Here is a 15505-nt window from a genome sequence, read left to right as displayed (position 1 = left end):
GTCGCGGAAGCGACGAGGTCGTGCGGTGCCGGGAGCATGTCGCGAGAGTACCGATCAGAGCCGGGACGTAGCAAATCGACGCACCCGCTCACGCCGGAAGCAGCGCGCTCACGGCCCGAGCGCGGGCCCTGCGGACGCCGATCACGGTGCCCGCGAAGGCGAGAGCTGCCCAGATGAGCAGCCCGACCGCGGCCCCCAGTACCTCGTGCAACGACCCGCCCACGAGGGCATCGGCACCTTGCAGGGCGATACTCAGCGGCAAGATCGAGAACGGTGTGGCAGCCAGCGACCCATCAGTCACCGGTTGGAGGGTCCCCGCGGCGACGAGCTGAATGCCCAGAGCGAGGACCGAGACGATGAGACCCGCGCGGCCGAACAGAGCCGTGAGGGCCTGATGGAACAGCGCGAACGACACCGCGACGGCAAGGGTCAGCCCGTAGGCCACGGCGATCCGGTCCGGAACGATACCGAGCACCGCGATGCCGAGCCAGACGAGCAGGGATTGCACCGCCGCGATGCCCAGCGCCACCAGAGCAGCGTCAGCGGCGATGTGCGCGGAGGTCGCCGGGGTCACAAGAGAGGCCCGGGCAAAGGGCGCCACGACCAGGAAGGTCGCGAGGGCTCCCAGCCACAGCGAGACCGGCGCCAGGGCAGCGACGGCAGCAGCCAGTGCGGAGTCGGGTCCGCCGATGCTCGTGGTGGTGACCCCGATCGGCGACGCGACAGTGTTCGCGATGCTCTGCTGCTGGGCGCTTGAGTAGCTGGGGATGCTGGATGCTGCCTCATCCAGTCCGCTGGCAAGGTCACCCGCGGCACCGCCCGCGGTCTCGAGGCCTGTTGCCAGATCCGCCATGCCCGTCGCGATATCGGATGCGCCGGAGACCGCGGCTTGCTGAGCTGCGGCGACCTCCGTCAGGGCGGATGCCGCGGGTCCGGCGAGGTCGGCGACCGCGTCAGCGCCGACCGCGAGCTCGGCGGCATCGACAGCGTCACCGGCGAGGGCTCCCGCCTGATTCTGGAGGTCCGACGCGATGGCTGCCGCGCCGCCGCGCAGCGCGAGGATGTCATCGAGCAGATCACCCGCCGGGGCCGTCGGGTCCGCGGAGATCAGTGCGGCCAGGACGTCGAGGTTTGCCACCCCGGCATCCTGCGCGAGCGAGAGCGCCTCGGCGTCGATCGCGGCACCGGCCAGCGATCCCGCGAGCGCAGCTGCGTCAGATCCGGCCGCCGAACTAAGCGCACCCAGATCGCGAACGCCGGTCGGGAGGGCGCGAAGCACCGTTCCGATCCCCTCGAGGCCCGTGACCAGCTCCCGCTGCCCCTGGGCGAGCACAGCCGCTCCGCCAGCGGCGTCGGTGATCCCGCTCGCCAGCTCTCCCGCGCCGTCGGCGGCCTGGCCGATGCCGGTGTGCAGTTCCGTGAACGCCTCCAGCGTGCCCGAGACATATCCCGAGGTGAGCTGGGCTTCCACGCCACGGGGCAGTCCGGCCGCCAGCGCCTCGGCCAGCACTCCCGACAGATAGCCGTGGCGGGTGCTGGTCTGCACGGTCAGGTCAGCCTGCGTGGGCGCGTCAGTGCCGAGGGTTGCGACGTCCTTCGAGAAATCGGCGGGGATCGTCACGACGGCAAGGTAGGTCCCCATCGCCAGCCCCTGATCGGCCGTCGCCGTATCGGTCAGGGTCCAGGCGATCCCGTCATTGGTCGTCAGGAGGTTCTCGGTCACGAGCTTGCCGGCGGCAACCGGAGTGCTCCCACTCTCGATCGGAACATCGAGATTCACGATCGCGACCGGAACCTGCTCCTGGGTCTGACGCGGCAGCAGCGTCAGCATGACCAGCAGCGGGATGACGATCGCGAAGACCGCGAGCGCAATCGCCCGCCCACGGCCGCCACCGGCCAGCAGGCCCGACAGGCCCGTCATACGACCACCTCGTCCGTCGCGTGCTGGCTACGGGGAACATCCGCCGCCGGATCTGCCCGGATGACACGCACGGGGCGCCCGGGAGATGCCAGGGAAACGGCGGGCTCGACGGCTGTCTCGGTCAGGGCGATCACGATCGTCGTCGAGGGCGACGCGGCGCGCAGGATGCGATCCAGCATCCCCGGTTGATCCGGCCGCCGGCGCATATCGAGGACTGTCACCTCCGCCGCCGAGGCAAGAGCGGCGGCGGCATCGAGAGTCCATCGCTGGTGCTCATCGAGAACCGACATCGGCACATCGAACTCATCGAGAACGCCCGGGCCAGCCGAGAGGTCACCCCAGATCTCGATCGCCCGGCGCGCCCGCTCGCGGTGGTCGCCCGATCTCCCGTCCAGACGCACGACCCGCCGCACGTGCTCGACAAGCGTGCTCGCATCCGTCGGGGTCGGCAGCGCCGGAACCAGAATCGAGACCCGCGACAGCGGCTCCCGCTCGAACGGAATGAGCCGGCCGCCGATCGCGAGATCACCGGCCACGTCGGGGATCCGCCCCGACAGACCCGCGCATACGGCTGCAGCCTCGGGTCCGTGGACCAGGAGGACCCCGGAGCTGGGCACATCGACAGTGAGAGGCGCGGAGTCGCCGAACGTCGCCTCGTGCGCGTGGATGCCCTGGCCGCGGGTCTCGCTGTCTGCTTCGCGCCACTCTCGCTGATCGAGCATCCGACGCACGGCCTCGCCCTCGATATCGGCGTCGGGAAGAGCCTTCTCGAGCCACCGCGGCAGCCACCAGGCCCGCGCGCCGAGCAGCGCCATCAGGGCGGGGATGAGCGTCATCCGCACCACAAAGGCATCGATGAGCACACCCACCGCGAGCGCCAGGGCGATCGGCTGGATGATGGCGTTGCCGCCGGGGACGAACGAGAAGAAGACCGAGAACATGATGAGCGCGGCAGCGGTAATGACGCGCGCGGAGGCCGAGAAACCGTCGAGGACAGCCGCGCGCGCGTCCCCGGCATCAACGAAGCGTTCGCGCATCCGCGACACCAAGAACACGTGGTAGTCCATCGCGAGCCCGAACAGCACGGCCATGACGAGGATCGGCATGAAGCTGATCACCGGGCCGACCTTGCCGACCCCGAGAAGGGACGCCCCCCATCCCCACTCGAACACCACGGTGGCGATCCCGAGCCCGGCGCCGACGGTCAGGAGGTAGCCGAAGGTCGCGGTGATCGGGACGGCGATCGAGCGGAACATGATCGTCAGCAGCACCAGGCTCAGCCCCACGACAACGATCGCGAACGGCAGCATCGCCGCACCCAGGCGATCGGAGATGTCGATGGCGAGGGCCGTTTGGCCGGTGACCTCGTATGTGAAACCGTTCGCCGCCTCGAACGTGGCTGCCCGGTCGCGCAACGTCTGCACGAGCTGCGCAGTCTGCTCGGAGGACGGCGAGCTGTCGGGGGTGATGGTCACAACTGCCATGTCGAGGGCTTCGTTCGGGAACGCCTGGGACACCGCCGTGATCCCGGGAACCCCCGAGAACGCATCCTGGAGCGCGTCGAGAGCCTGCTCGATCTGCAGCGTGCGGGAGATGTCGGCGGTCACCAGCAGCGGGCCGTTGAAGCCGGGCCCGAACCCCTCGTCGAGAAGGTCGTAGGCGACGCGCGCTTCGGTTCCGGGCGGGTCGTATCCGGCATCGGGCAGCGTCAGACGCAGTCCGGATGCCGGGATCGCTACCACCGCGAGCAGCGCGGTGACACCGATCGCGGTCAGAAGCGGCTGGCGGGTCACGATCCGCACCCACCGCGCCGTGCGCGCCGGTTCACTCCCCCGGCGAGCCATCCGGCCCCGCGGGATGAGCCGGCGACCGAGGAGCGAGAGGATCGCCGGCAGCAGGGTCACAGCCACGAGCAGCGCCGTCAGCACCGCGCCAGCAGCCCCGAGGCCCATGACCGTGAGGAACGGAATGCCCGCCACTCCGAGCCCCACGAGGGCGATCATGACCGTCATCCCGGCAAAGACGACCGCCGTCCCAGCCGTCGCGATGGCAACCGCTACCGATTCGGCCGGATCCATCCCCTGTCGCAGATTGTCTCGGTGCCGTGAAGTGATCAGGAGGGCGTAGTCGATACCGACAGCCAGGCCCAGCATCGTCGCAAGGACCGGGGCTGTCGAAGAGACCGGAACGAGAGCCGCGACGATCGTGATGGCGCTCGCCGCGAGCCCGACGCCGAGTGCTGCGGTCACCAGCGGAATACCCGCGGCGATCAGGGACCCGAACGTGATGGCCAGCACGATGTAGGCCACCCCCATGCCGGCCAGCTCAGTCCAGTCGACCCCCGACGACGAACTGGCGGCAAGACCCGAGACAGCAACGGTCAGCCCCGCGTCCGCCATCGGCTCGGTGGCCTGCGTGACCGAGGCCACGAGCGTGTCGGGGATGTCGGTGGAGGCGACCGAGAGCTGGACCGAAATGAACGCCATCTCGCCGCTTGCCGAGACCTGTGAGGCAGCGCCATCGGATGCCGCGGTCGCACCGCTCGCGGCCATCGCGTACGGACACGTGACGGCGACGACGTCATCGAGGGCTGCAATGTCCTCGCAAGCCGTGACGATCAGGTTCTCGCTCGTCGAGATCTGCTCACCCGAGGGCGCCGCGACGACGACCTTCGCGCTGGCGCCGCTGATCTGCGGAAAGCGCTGTTCCAGGGCATCCAGAGCCGACTGCGCTTGTGTACCGGGCACGGTGAAGCTCGACTGCAGATGGTTGCCGAGCACGCCAGCCAGCGTTGAGGCGCCGACGACCACGGCGATCCACAGGACGATGACCGTCCACCGTCGGCGGGCCGCGAACCTGCCTACCCGATAGAGGAACGACGACATCGGCGCAGCTCCTTAAGCGGTCGGTGTGTCACGGCTGAGGCCCGGCGCCTCCGCCCTGACCCGTGGCCAGCGTAGCGGCCCAGCTCCGCCCGCGTGGGAGCCGAGCCCGCGCCGCCCCCTCACGACGCGCCCGGGACGGCCCCGGGGGATGCTGCTCACTCCCGGATGTGAGCCTGAAAGCGATCCTCGGCGACGGCAACGCCGGCGAGCTTGGCCTCGGTCGCCTCCGCAGCCGTGAGCGTGCGGTCAGGGGCGCGGAAGCGCAGCGCGAAGGTCAGACTCTTCGTCCCCTCTGCGACACCGGACCCGCGGTAGTCGTCCACGAGTCGCACCGCCTCGAGCAGATCGCCGGCGCCCGACACGAGCGCCGCTTCGACCTCTGCCGCAGGAACCGTCGCCGACACGACGAGCGACACATCCTGCGTCGCCGCCGGGAACCCCGACAGGGATGCTGCCACGACCCGCTCCCCCGCGAGCGAGAGCATGAGGTCAAGGTCCAGCTCGGCGACGACGACACGACCCGGTAGGTCGGCATCGGCGGCGACGGAGGGCAGGAGCTCGCCGACATAGCCCACCGCGACCTCACCGACACGCACGGTGCCTGCTCGGCCGGGATGCAGCGCGGCGCGCCGCGTCTGATCGATCGTCACCTCGACGCCCGCTGCGGCGGCGACCGTGCGAACCGCGTCGATGACATCGGCGAGGTCTGCCGCCTCGGCCGCCTGGCCTGGCTGCTTCGACACCCGCATCCCCGTCAGCAGGATCGCGACGTGGCGCGGCTGCGAGGGAATCGACGCGTCCAGGGCCGCGAGGGTCGCCGCATCGGGTCGGACCCCCAGCGGCGGAACGAACGGCGTGCCGTACTCCACGCCGTCTGCCGGCACGAACACGACACCGGTCTCGAAGAGTGCGAGATCCACGAGCCCGCGGGAGAGGTTCCGGTGCGCAACCTGCAACAGCCCCGGGATGAGCGAACGCCGAAGGTAGGGCAGCTGCCCGTCGAGGGGGTTCGCGAGTTTGATGCTCGGGAGGCGCCGCCCGTCAGCGCTGCCGTGGAGGTCGTTGCTCTCGGCCGTGGCGAACGGGAACGAGGGCGTCTCGACGTAGCCGGCGGCAGCCAGAGCGTTCGACACCCGACGCCGCGCACGCTGCGCGGCAGTCAGCCCGCGCCCGGAGGGTGGGGTGGGGAGGACCGAGGGCACCTGGTCGAGCCCGTGGATGCGCGCCACCTCTTCGGCAAGCGTCCACCGGTCGGTCAGGTCAGGTCGCCACGACGGCGGGAAGACGAGCCACGGTGCGCTCGCGTCGCTGTCGGCATCCTGGATGTCACAGCCGATCAGCCGCAGGGCCTCCACGATCTGGTCAACCGTGTAGTCGACGCCGATCAGCCCCGAGACGAACCCGCGGGGCAGCTCGATCGCGGGCTGTTCATGCCCGGCACGCAGGGCACCGCCGAACGCGGTGTCCAGTGTCCCGCCGGCCAGCTGGACCATGAGGTCGGCAACCCGACGGGCGGCGACGAACGGAATCGCGGGGTCGACGCCGCGCTCGAAACGCCGCGAGGCTTCGGACGGCAGCTTATGCCGGCGGGCCGTCCGCGCGATCGACACGGGATCGAACGTGGCGGCTTCGATGAGCACGGTGCGGGTCGCTGACCCCATCTCGGTCGTGGCGCCGCCCATCACGCCCGCGAGGCCGATCGGGCCCGACTCATCGGTGATGAGCAGGTCCTCCGTGCTGAGGGTGCGCACCTGTCCGTCGAGGGTCTCGAGCTTCTCGCCGGCGCGAGCGCGACGAACGGTGATTCCGCCCCGGAGGGCGTCGTAGTCGTACCCGTGGATCGGGTTGCCGAGCTCGAGCATCACGTAGTTCGTGATGTCAATCAGGATGCCGAGCGGGCGCACACCGGCAAGAGCGAGCCGGGTGATCATCCACGGGGGCGTCGGCTTGGCAGCATCCACGTCGCGAACGAGCCGCGCGACGAACTCGGAAGCGCCGACGCGGCCGCGGATGGGGTTCGCGTCGTCGACGGTGATCGAGAAGCCCTCGCCCGGGTCGACCTCATCCCACGGCCTGTCCGCGGGGTCGCGGAAGGTCGCGCCCGTGGCGTGCGAATACTCCCGCGCAACGCCGCGGATCGAGAGCGCGTACCCGCGGTCGGGGGTCACGTTGATCTCGACTGCCTCGTCGTCCAACCCGAGCAGGGCTATCGCGTCCGAACCGACCGGCGCATCGACGCCGATCTCCACCAGGCGCAGGATGCCCGAGTGCTCTTGACCGAGCCCGAGCTCCTTGGCCGAGGCGATCATGCCGTCCGAGACGTGTCCATAGGTCTTGCGCGCCGCAATCGGGAACGGGCCGGGAAGCACCGAGCCGGGAAGGGTCACGACGACCTTGTCGCCGACGAAGAAGTTGCTCGCGCCGCAGACGATGCCGCGGACCGCGGGCTCGGCATCCGTACCCTCGCCGCTCGCGACCCGCACCTGGCACCACCGGATGGTCTTGCCGTTGGACTGGGGCTCCTCGACGAACGCGAGAACCTCACCGACGACGATCGGGCCCGACAGCTCGAATCGGTGGATGTCCTCCTCTTCGAAGCCCACCGAGACCAGTGACGCCAAGACATCCTCGGGGGTGGCTTCGGAGGGGACCTCGACGAACTCGCGGAGCCACGAGAGCGGAACGCGCATCACACCACCATCCCGAACTGCTCGCTGAAGCGCACATCGCCCTCGGCCATGTCGCGCATGTCTTTCACATCGCTGCGGAACATGAGCGTGCGCTCGATCCCCATCCCGAACGCGAAACCGGAGTACTCCTCGGGGTCGATTCCCGCCGCGCGGAGGACGTTCGGGTTCACCATCCCGCAGCCGCCCCACTCGATCCAGCGCGCGCCGCCCTTGAAGGTCGGATGCCAGAGGTCGAGCTCAGCGCTGGGCTCGGTGAAGGGGAAGTAGTTCGTGCGCAGGCGTGTCTTTGCCTCCGGGCCGAACAGGACGCGCGCGAAGTGATCCAGGGTGCCCTTGAGGTGCGCCATCGTGATGCCCCTGTCGATCACGAGGCCCTCGACCTGCGAGAACACCGGCAGGTGGGTGGCATCGAACTCGTCGGTGCGGTACACCCGTCCCGGGCACACGACGTAGACCGGGAGCTCGCGATCGAGCATCGAGCGCACCTGCACGGGACTCGTGTGCGTGCGCATCACGAGGTGGCGCTCGACGGGGTCGACGAAGAAGGTGTCCTGCATCTGGCGTGCCGGGTGGTCGACGTCGAAGTTCAGGGCGTCGAAGTTGAACCACTCGTGCTCGAGCTCGGGGCCCTCCGCGACCTCCCACCCCATACCGACGAAGACGTCCGAGATCTCCTCCTGCAGGAGGGTCAACGGATGCCGCGCGCCGACGCGCGCACGCGTCGGCAGCGCCGTGATGTCGATCGCCTCGGCCTCGAGCCGCGCGGTGAGCTCCGCCGCCTCGATCTCGGCCTCGCGCGCCGCGAGCGCTTGGGTCACCCGGCCGCGCGCTTGCCCGATGAGCTTGCCGAACTCGGCTTTGCGTTCCGGAGCCACATCACGCAACCTGGCGTTCAGGCGAGCAAGCGGCGACCCGTCGCCGACGTGAGCCGCGCGAGCGGACTTGAGGGCGGCGGAGTCGGCGGCAGCGGCGATCGCGGCAAGAGCCGCATCGGTCGCCGCCGCTACGGCCTCGGGGGTGATCTCTGGGGCGTCGGACACGAGAGTCGAGTCTACCGAGGCCAGAACGCGCGATCAGCCGAGGGAACCCACCCGGATGGAGCGCTGGGCGAAGGCCGTCTCGTAGAGACACACGCTCGCCGCCGTCGCGAGATTGAGCGACTCGGCCTTGCCATAGATCGGCAGACGCAGAGACAGATCGGCGTGCGACAGGGCATCCTCTTCAAGACCGCGTGCTTCGTTGCCGAACAGCCACGCCGTGGGCTCTGCCAGCACGTCACGCGATGCGAGGAAGTCGGTCCCGTCGACATCCGCGGCGACGACCCGAACCCCTGCCGCGTGCGCCCGCTCGACAGCCTCCGACAGCTCGACTCCCACCGCGATCGGCAGGTGGAACAGGGAACCGGTCGTGGAGCGCACGACCTTCGGGTTGTAGGGGTCGACCGACTTGCCCGTGAGCACAACAGCATCGGCTCCCGCAGCGTCCGCGGCACGGATGATGGTGCCAAGATTCCCGGGATCGCGCACCTGCTCGCAGATCGCGACCAGGCGCGGCAGAGCGGCGAACACCTCGGCCACGGTGGACGGCGTCTGACGCGCGACCGCGATGATCCCCTGAGGCGTCACCGTATCGGCCATGGCATCCAGGACCGCTTCGCTGGCCAGGTCGGGATCCAGACCCGCGGTTCGTGCCGCGTCACGGATGTCGGTGTGCCGGTCCAGCGCGGCCGGCGTCGCGTACAGCTCGACGAGCGCGTCCGGGCGGTACGTGAGAGCCTCTCGGACGGACTGCGGGCCCTCGAGCAAGAAGAGTCCGGTCTCGTGGCGGGCGCTGCGCTTGGACAGCTTCGCGACCGCGCGTACGCGCGGGGATCGCGGGTTCTCCAGCACGCGCCCAGTTTAGAGGCACCGCCGAGCCGGTTGATGCCAGTGGACGACGCGCGGCGCACGCACGACGAAGGGCGCCTCCCCTACGGGAGACGCCCTTCGTCGAAGAACGGACCGGTCAGGCCGACTTGGGTGCGTTGACGTCGCTGGGCAGCGCCTTCTTCGCGGTGTCGACGAGCGAGGCGAACACCGCCGGCTCGTTGACCGCGAGCTCGGCGAGCATGCGACGGTCGACCTGGACGCCAGCCAGGTTCAGGCCCTGGATGAAGCGGTTGTAGGTGAGGCCGTTCTGGCGGCTCGCGGCGTTGATGCGCTGGATCCACAGACGACGGAAGTCGCCCTTACGCTTGCGGCGGTCGCGGTACGCGTAGACGAGCGAGTGGGTGACCTGCTCCTTCGCCTTGCGGTACAGGCGCGAGCGCTGCCCGCGGTAACCGGACGCGCGCTCAAGGATGACGCGACGCTTCTTGTGGGCGTTGACAGCCCGCTTGACTCTAGCCATTTCGTTTCGTTCCTGTTCGTACCGTGGCGCTCAGATGCCGAGGAGCTTCTTGGCGACTTTCGCGTCACCGGGGGCGAGCATCTTGTCCGCCGACAGGCGGCGCGTGCGCTTGGTGGGCTTGCCCTCGAAGTTGTGGCGGAGGCCCGCCTGCTGCTTCTTGATCTTCCCGGTTCCGGTGACCTTGAAGCGCTTCTTGGCACCCGAGTGGGTCTTCTGCTTCGGCATCTTCTGTTCCTTCGTTGTGGTTCCCGCCGGGCGGGAGTCTGGGGGCCTACTCGGCGGGAGCGGCCGTGGGCTCGGAGGCATCACCGCGGGCGGTCTGGCGTGCCGCTTCCTTGGTGGCTGCGCGCTGAGCGTTCTGCTCTGCCTTCGCCTCGGACTTGTTCTTGTGCGGTGCGATCACCATCGTCATGTTGCGGCCGTCGATCGTGGGGTTCGATTCCACGGTGCCGAACTCGGCGACGTCCTCTGCGAACCGGCGCAGCAGGCGCACACCCTGCTCGGGACGCGACTGCTCGCGACCACGGAACAGGATCATTGCCTTGACCTTGTCGCCGGCCTTCAGGAACGACTCCGCGTGCTTGCGCTTGGTTTCGTAGTCGTGCGGCTCGATCTTCAGGCGGAACCGGACTTCCTTCAGGACCGTGTTGGCCTGATTGCGTCGCGCTTCCTTCGCCTTCTGCGCAGCCTCGTACTTGAACTTGCCGTAGTCCATGATCTTGACCACGGGCGGCTTCGAGTTCGGAGCGACCTCGACGAGATCGAGATCGGCTTCCTGAGCCAGACGCTGCGCGACTTCGATGCGAACGACACCGACCTGTTCGCCGCCGGGACCGACCAAACGGACCTCAGGCACGCGAATGCGCTCGTTGATGCGGGGATCGCTGATGCGGAACTCCTCTTCGTGCGGGTGTAAGGCACCGCGACACGGGGTGCGCCGCGGGTGAGATCAGAACACTCCACCCGCACGACGCAATGCACCGGCTTTTCTGCACCCTGCTGCCCGAGAGTTCCTCGAGCACGACCTCATCTGACAACCAGGTTGTGAAACGAAGCGGAGTGCGTGGACCCGGTAGCCTTGAGCGGCAAGCGCGGGTGGGATGTGATCCTCTTTCGTGTCCGGGGCACAAGGCTCCGGAGCCCGCACGAGTCTAGCAGAAGGCAACACGTGTCGACGATTCCCGGTTCTCCCGACCCCGCACCATCCGACAGCGAATCGGCCGACCGCCGAGACCGCGAGCGCGAGCAGCGCTGGGAAGAGGATGCCCAAGCCGCCGCTTCGGCGTCCCGAGACATCGCCGACGTGCCCGCGGTCGAGGTCATCACGACCACCGCCGTGCACCTCATGAGCGCAGCCGCCGTGAAGGTCGGCCTGGCCGACGACCCCGACCGGCAGAAGGACCTCGACGAGGCTCGAAAGCTCATCAACGCTCTCGCGGGCTTGATCACGGCAGGCGCCCCGGAGATCAGCGACATGCACGCTCGCTCCCTGCGCGATGGCCTCCGATCCCTGCAACTCGCGTTTCGCGAGGCATCCGTCATTCCCGATCCGATCGGCAAGGGGCCGGGCGAGAAGTGGACCGGTCCGGTCACCTGACCAGAGTCGACACGCCAGCCGGATGGCGCCGCCCCCGTGCGCGAGACCTCAGGCCTGGGAGCGCCGGATCTTCACGGCCAGGGAGTCCACGAGAACCGCGATGCGGTCATCCGTCGACCAGCGCTTCGCGAGCCGCTGCAGCACGGCATCGAGCTCCTCGCGGTCAAGGCCCGGCATGATGTCCAGCTGGACCTGCACCTCGGGCCCTCTCCCCCGCGCGAGCGGGTCGGCGGGCGCCAGCGACAGATCGAGAACGGCAAGCTCCGCGCCGATGCTCTCCTGAAATCCGGCGAAGACCTCGGGCGACGTGTGGGCAGGCTCCCACGCCTGACCCTGCGCGATAGCCCATACGGCGGGGCGACGGATGACGAACTCGGTTTCGGAACCGGGATCGAGGACGATCCAGTCTGTGCCGTCGTCGACGGCTGCCGCGGCGGTGCGCACGCCGTCGGCCGGAACGGGACGGGCCGCCGTATCCCACACGCTCATCGCCGCGACCGACGAGAACACCGGCAGCACACGCCTGCCGTCGGGCGCGGCAACGGTGACGATCGACAGCTCCTGCGTCTTGTCGACGGTCAACCCGTGAGCGCCGACACCCTCGTCGCCCTTCTCGGCGATGAGGGGGATCAACAGGCGCGCCGACCGGTACGCATCGATCACCGCACCGACGGGAGCCTGACCCGCCCGGAATCGCTCGATCGCGCTGACGAGCTCGGGATCGGCCGATCCATCGTCACCGGAGAACGGGTTCGCCTCGAAGCTGCGACCTTCCCAGGGAAACCCGGCGGAGTCTGCAGTGTGTCGTGGTGCGTCAGCAGCGGAACCGCCGGTGCACCGATCGTCAGCCTCCGGCGACATCCAGCGCCTCGGCCAGGGTGAAGGCACCCGAGTACAGCGCCTTCCCGACGATGGCTCCCTCGACACCGAGCGGAACGAGCTCGCGCAGCGCGGCGATGTCATCCAGGGTCGCCACCCCGCCCGACGCGATCACCGGCTTGGGGGTGCGTGTGGTGACCTCACGAAGCAGGTCGAGATTCGGGCCGCGCAGCGTCCCGTCCTTGGTGACGTCGGTGACGACGTAGCGACTGCATCCGGCATCCTCGAGACGGTCGAGCACCGCCCACAGGTCGCCGCCCTCCTGCGTCCAGCCGCGGGCGGCGAGGGTCGTTCCCCGAACATCCAGTCCGACGGCAACCAGCTCGCCGTACCGCCCGATCACGTCGGCCGCCCACTCCGGGTTCTCGAGTGCGGCGGTGCCGAGGTTGACGCGCTCTGCGCCATACTCGATCGCAAGCTCGAGGCTGCGGTCATCCCGGATGCCGCCCGATACCTCGACGTGCACGCCCTTGACCTGCTTGATGACCTTGCGAATGACGCCGACGTTGCTGCCGCGGCCGAAGGCGGCATCCAGATCGACCAGGTGGATCCACTGCGCGCCCTGCCGAGCCCAGTCGACGGCGGCCTCCACCGGGTCGCCGTAGCTCGTCTCCGACCCCGCGGCACCCTGCGTGAGGCGCACCGCCTTGCCATCGGCGACATCGACGGCGGGCAGCAGGATCAATTCGGGCGTTGACGCGAAGTCGTTCATGGTTCCTCGGGCGGGTTCACGGAGCCCGCGGCACGCCGATGACTCTCGGAGGCAGGCACGAGTTCAGAGGGTAGCCGCGGGAAGGCTCGCGATCCAATTCGCCAGCAACCGGATGCCCGCCTCGCCCGATTTCTCGGGATGGAACTGCGTCGCCGCCAGCGGGCCGTTCTCCACTGCTGCCACAAACGGGACGCCGTGCGTGGCCCACGTGACGACCGCGCTCGGGAAGGGCTCCTGCGACGGGAGGGTCCAGTGCTGCGCCGCGTAAGAGTGGACGAAGTAGAACCGTTCCGATTCGATCCCGCGAAACAGCGTCGAGCCTGAGCCGGCCTCGACGGTGTTCCACCCCATGTGCGGCAGGACGGGAGCGTCGAGCTCGGTCACCGCGCCGGGCCACTGTCCGAGTCCCAGACTGTCGGCCCCGCGTTCGACCCCGTGTTCGAACATCACCTGCATCCCGACGCAGATCCCCAGGACCGGGAGCCCGCCGGCCACGCGACGCTCGATGAGCTGATCGGCTCGGGATTCCCGCAGGGCGTCCACAACGGACCGGAAGGCCCCGACACCCGGGACCACCAGCCCGTCGGCAGCCATGATCGCGTCGAGGTCGTCGGTCAGCCGGGCATCGGCGCCGGCGAGGGCGAGCGCCTTGACGGCCGAGTGCACATTGCCGGATCCGTAATCCAAGACAGCGACTGTCGGCCGGGCGGCCGAGCTCGGTGTCGCGGTCACAGGGCACCCTTCGTGCTCGGGATTCCGCGCACGAGGGGGTCGAGGGCTTTCGCCTGGCGGAACGCGCGCGCGAAGGCCTTGTACTCGGCTTCCGCGATGTGGTGCGGGTCACGTCCGGCAAGAACGCGAAGGTGGACCGTCAACCCGGCGTGATAGCTGATCGCCTCAAAGGTGTGCCGCACGAGCGAGCCCGTGAAGTGACCGGCGATCAGGTGCAGCGCGAACCCGTCGGGTTCACCGTCGTGCACGAGGTACGGGCGCCCGCTGATGTCGACGACAGCCTGCGCCAAGGCCTCGTCGAGGGGAACGAGCGCATCGCCGTACCGTGAGATACCCGACTTGTCGCCGAGTGCTTCGCGGATCGCGTCACCGAGGACAATCGCGACGTCCTCGACGGTGTGGTGCGCGTCGATCTCGACGTCGCCTTCGGCCCGGATCGTCAGGTCGGTCAGCGAGTGCTTGGCGAACGCGGTGAGCATGTGGTCGTAGAACGGGACGCCGGTGTCGATGGTGCTGGCACCGGTACCGTCGAGGTCGAGACTCACCTCGACGCGCGACTCACTCGTGGCGCGCGTGAGAGTTGCGGTGCGGCTGCTGCTCATGCGCGAGAGTCTATCGACGCGAGCGCTTCGAGAAACGCGGTGGTTTCCTCGGCGGTTCCCGCCGACACACGCAAACTGCGCGGGATTCCGATGTCGCGCACGAGGATCCCGCGGTCGTAGAGCTGCTGCCACGTGCGGCCGGGATCATCGACCCCGCTGAAGAGAACGAAGTTCGTCCACGACTCGTACGCGCGGTAGCCAAGCGCCTCGACGGTCGCTGAAATCCGGTCGCGTTGCGCGATGATCTCATCGACCATCTGGAGCATGACTGGAGCGTGCGCGAGCGCTGCGATCGCCGCAGCCTGGGTGAGCGAACTGAGGTGGTACGGCAGGCGCACCAGACGGAGCGCATCGATGACGGCAGGATCGGCAGCGAGGTAGCCCACTCGCGCCCCCGCGAACGCGAACGCCTTGCTCATGGTCCGCGATACGAGCAGCCGTTCGCGGCCCGGCAGCAGAGCAAGTGCCGACGGCGCTGTGCGCGGCGCGAACTCGAAGTACGCCTCATCGACGATGACGATCCCGCGCGTCGCCTCATACGCGGCCTCGATCACGTCGAGGCTCAGGGGCGTGCCCGTCGGATTGTTGGGTGCGCACAGGAAGACGATGTCGGGATCGACGGCGCTGATCTGCTCGACCGCAGACTCAGCATCGAGGGTGTAGTCCGCGCCGCGGCTTCCCGACACCCACTCGGCACCGGTTGCCCGCGTCAAGAGCGGGTACATCGAGTAGGTGGGCGCAAAACCGAGCGCTCGACGCCCGGGGCCGCCAAAGGCCTGGAGCACATGCTGGAGCACCTCGTTGGAACCGTTCGCCGCCCAGATCTGATCGGCGACAAGGCCGTGCCGAAGATAGTCGGCAAATGCGGCGCGAAGCTCCCGGAACTCGCGGTCGGGGTAGCGGTTGATTTCGCCGAGAGCTCGGCCTACCGCATCCAGGATGTCGTCCGCCACCTCCCGCGGAACCGGGTGCGTGTTCTCGTTGACGTTCAAGGCGACCGGCAGCGGTGCCTGGGGCGCACCGTAGGGCTGGAGACCCCGGAGGTCGTCGCGGAGCGGGAGATCATCGAGGCGGATCGTCACCCGTCCCATCGTACGGT

The 15505-nt window shown here is 68.9% G+C and carries 14 protein-coding genes; 1 reads left to right on the top strand and 13 read right to left on the bottom strand.

What is annotated here, in order from left to right:
- Positions 1 to 88: 88 nt before the first annotated feature.
- The 8 genes from IT882_RS05135 to infC form a co-directional block, all read right to left on the bottom strand.
- Positions 89 to 1921, bottom strand: a complete 1833-nt coding sequence (locus IT882_RS05135; RefSeq protein WP_195693448.1) for a YhgE/Pip domain-containing protein — start codon at positions 1919 to 1921, stop codon at positions 89 to 91.
- Positions 1918 to 4806 (bottom strand): MMPL family transporter, encoded by a 2889-nt coding sequence (locus IT882_RS05130; protein ID WP_195693447.1) that lies wholly within the window; start codon positions 4804 to 4806, stop codon positions 1918 to 1920. Before IT882_RS05130 ends, IT882_RS05135 begins: the two co-directional genes overlap by 4 nt.
- 155 nt (positions 4807 to 4961) lie before the next feature.
- A complete protein-coding gene (gene pheT, locus IT882_RS05125; protein WP_195693446.1) occupies positions 4962 to 7496 on the bottom strand; it encodes a phenylalanine--tRNA ligase subunit beta in 2535 nt (844 codons plus the stop codon).
- Positions 7496 to 8536, bottom strand: coding sequence for a phenylalanine--tRNA ligase subunit alpha (pheS, locus tag IT882_RS05120; protein WP_195693445.1), 1041 nt, complete (start codon positions 8534 to 8536; stop codon positions 7496 to 7498). Before pheS ends, pheT begins: the two co-directional genes overlap by 1 nt.
- A gap of 33 nt (positions 8537 to 8569) precedes the next feature.
- Positions 8570 to 9385: a TrmH family RNA methyltransferase gene (locus tag IT882_RS05115; RefSeq protein ID WP_195693444.1), complete on the bottom strand. Its 816-nt coding sequence runs from the start codon at positions 9383 to 9385 to the stop codon at positions 8570 to 8572.
- A 115-nt stretch (positions 9386 to 9500) separates the two neighbouring features.
- Positions 9501 to 9884 (bottom strand): 50S ribosomal protein L20, encoded by a 384-nt coding sequence (rplT, locus tag IT882_RS05110; protein WP_195693443.1) that lies wholly within the window; start codon positions 9882 to 9884, stop codon positions 9501 to 9503.
- A gap of 30 nt (positions 9885 to 9914) precedes the next feature.
- Positions 9915 to 10109: a 50S ribosomal protein L35 gene (gene rpmI / locus IT882_RS05105; protein WP_195693442.1), complete on the bottom strand. Its 195-nt coding sequence runs from the start codon at positions 10107 to 10109 to the stop codon at positions 9915 to 9917.
- A 46-nt stretch (positions 10110 to 10155) separates the two neighbouring features.
- Positions 10156 to 10740, bottom strand: a complete 585-nt coding sequence (gene infC, locus IT882_RS05100; RefSeq protein WP_229382311.1) for a translation initiation factor IF-3 — start codon at positions 10738 to 10740, stop codon at positions 10156 to 10158.
- Positions 10741 to 11052: 312 nt separating this feature from the next.
- On the opposite strand from infC, the gene IT882_RS05095 reads away from it, so the two are divergent.
- The gene (locus IT882_RS05095; RefSeq protein WP_418887768.1) at positions 11053 to 11481 is read left to right on the top strand and encodes a DUF1844 domain-containing protein; all 429 of its coding nucleotides are present in this window, start codon (positions 11053 to 11055) and stop codon (positions 11479 to 11481) included.
- A 48-nt stretch (positions 11482 to 11529) separates the two neighbouring features.
- Here the strand turns inward: IT882_RS05095 and IT882_RS05090 are convergent, their stop codons facing one another.
- The 5 genes from IT882_RS05090 to IT882_RS05070 form a co-directional block, all read right to left on the bottom strand.
- Positions 11530 to 12342 (bottom strand): SseB family protein, encoded by an 813-nt coding sequence (locus tag IT882_RS05090; protein WP_195693441.1) that lies wholly within the window; start codon positions 12340 to 12342, stop codon positions 11530 to 11532.
- Complete coding sequence (priA, locus tag IT882_RS05085; RefSeq protein WP_195693440.1) at positions 12326 to 13072, bottom strand: bifunctional 1-(5-phosphoribosyl)-5-((5-phosphoribosylamino)methylideneamino)imidazole-4-carboxamide isomerase/phosphoribosylanthranilate isomerase PriA; 747 nt, start codon at positions 13070 to 13072, stop codon at positions 12326 to 12328. The genes IT882_RS05090 and priA overlap by 17 nt, the downstream gene beginning before the upstream one ends.
- A gap of 63 nt (positions 13073 to 13135) precedes the next feature.
- The gene (gene hisH / locus IT882_RS05080) at positions 13136 to 13804 is read right to left on the bottom strand and encodes an imidazole glycerol phosphate synthase subunit HisH (protein WP_195693439.1); all 669 of its coding nucleotides are present in this window, start codon (positions 13802 to 13804) and stop codon (positions 13136 to 13138) included.
- Positions 13801 to 14406: an imidazoleglycerol-phosphate dehydratase HisB gene (gene hisB / locus IT882_RS05075; RefSeq protein ID WP_195693438.1), complete on the bottom strand. Its 606-nt coding sequence runs from the start codon at positions 14404 to 14406 to the stop codon at positions 13801 to 13803. The genes hisH and hisB overlap by 4 nt, the downstream gene beginning before the upstream one ends.
- Positions 14403 to 15497, bottom strand: a complete 1095-nt coding sequence (locus tag IT882_RS05070) for a histidinol-phosphate transaminase (RefSeq protein WP_195693437.1) — start codon at positions 15495 to 15497, stop codon at positions 14403 to 14405. The genes hisB and IT882_RS05070 overlap by 4 nt, the downstream gene beginning before the upstream one ends.
- Positions 15498 to 15505: the final 8 nt, after the last annotated feature.

Origin of the sequence: Microbacterium schleiferi (genome assembly GCF_015565955.1) — a bacterium.
Classification (GTDB): Bacteria; Actinomycetota; Actinomycetes; order Actinomycetales; family Microbacteriaceae; genus Microbacterium; species Microbacterium schleiferi_A.
Note: the sequence above shows the minus strand (reverse complement) of the source record. Positions and strands in the feature narration are given on the sequence as shown.

What these genes read in the sequence shown, in the direction of transcription:
- pheT (WP_195693446.1), bottom strand. Translation starts at nt 7,496, where the DNA reads ATGCGCGTTCCGCTCTCGTGGCTCCGCGAGTTCGTCGAGGTCCCCTCC.
- IT882_RS05130 (WP_195693447.1), bottom strand. Translation starts at nt 4,806, where the DNA reads ATGTCGTCGTTCCTCTATCGGGTAGGCAGGTTCGCGGCCCGCCGACGG.
- hisB (WP_195693438.1), bottom strand. Translation starts at nt 14,406, where the DNA reads ATGAGCAGCAGCCGCACCGCAACTCTCACGCGCGCCACGAGTGAGTCG.
- IT882_RS05090 (WP_195693441.1), bottom strand. Translation starts at nt 12,342, where the DNA reads ATGTCGCCGGAGGCTGACGATCGGTGCACCGGCGGTTCCGCTGCTGAC.
- IT882_RS05070 (WP_195693437.1), bottom strand. Translation starts at nt 15,497, where the DNA reads ATGGGACGGGTGACGATCCGCCTCGATGATCTCCCGCTCCGCGACGAC.
- rplT (WP_195693443.1), bottom strand. Translation starts at nt 9,884, where the DNA reads ATGGCTAGAGTCAAGCGGGCTGTCAACGCCCACAAGAAGCGTCGCGTC.
- priA (WP_195693440.1), bottom strand. Translation starts at nt 13,072, where the DNA reads ATGAACGACTTCGCGTCAACGCCCGAATTGATCCTGCTGCCCGCCGTC.
- IT882_RS05135 (WP_195693448.1), bottom strand. Translation starts at nt 1,921, where the DNA reads ATGACGGGCCTGTCGGGCCTGCTGGCCGGTGGCGGCCGTGGGCGGGCG.
- rpmI (WP_195693442.1), bottom strand. Translation starts at nt 10,109, where the DNA reads ATGCCGAAGCAGAAGACCCACTCGGGTGCCAAGAAGCGCTTCAAGGTC.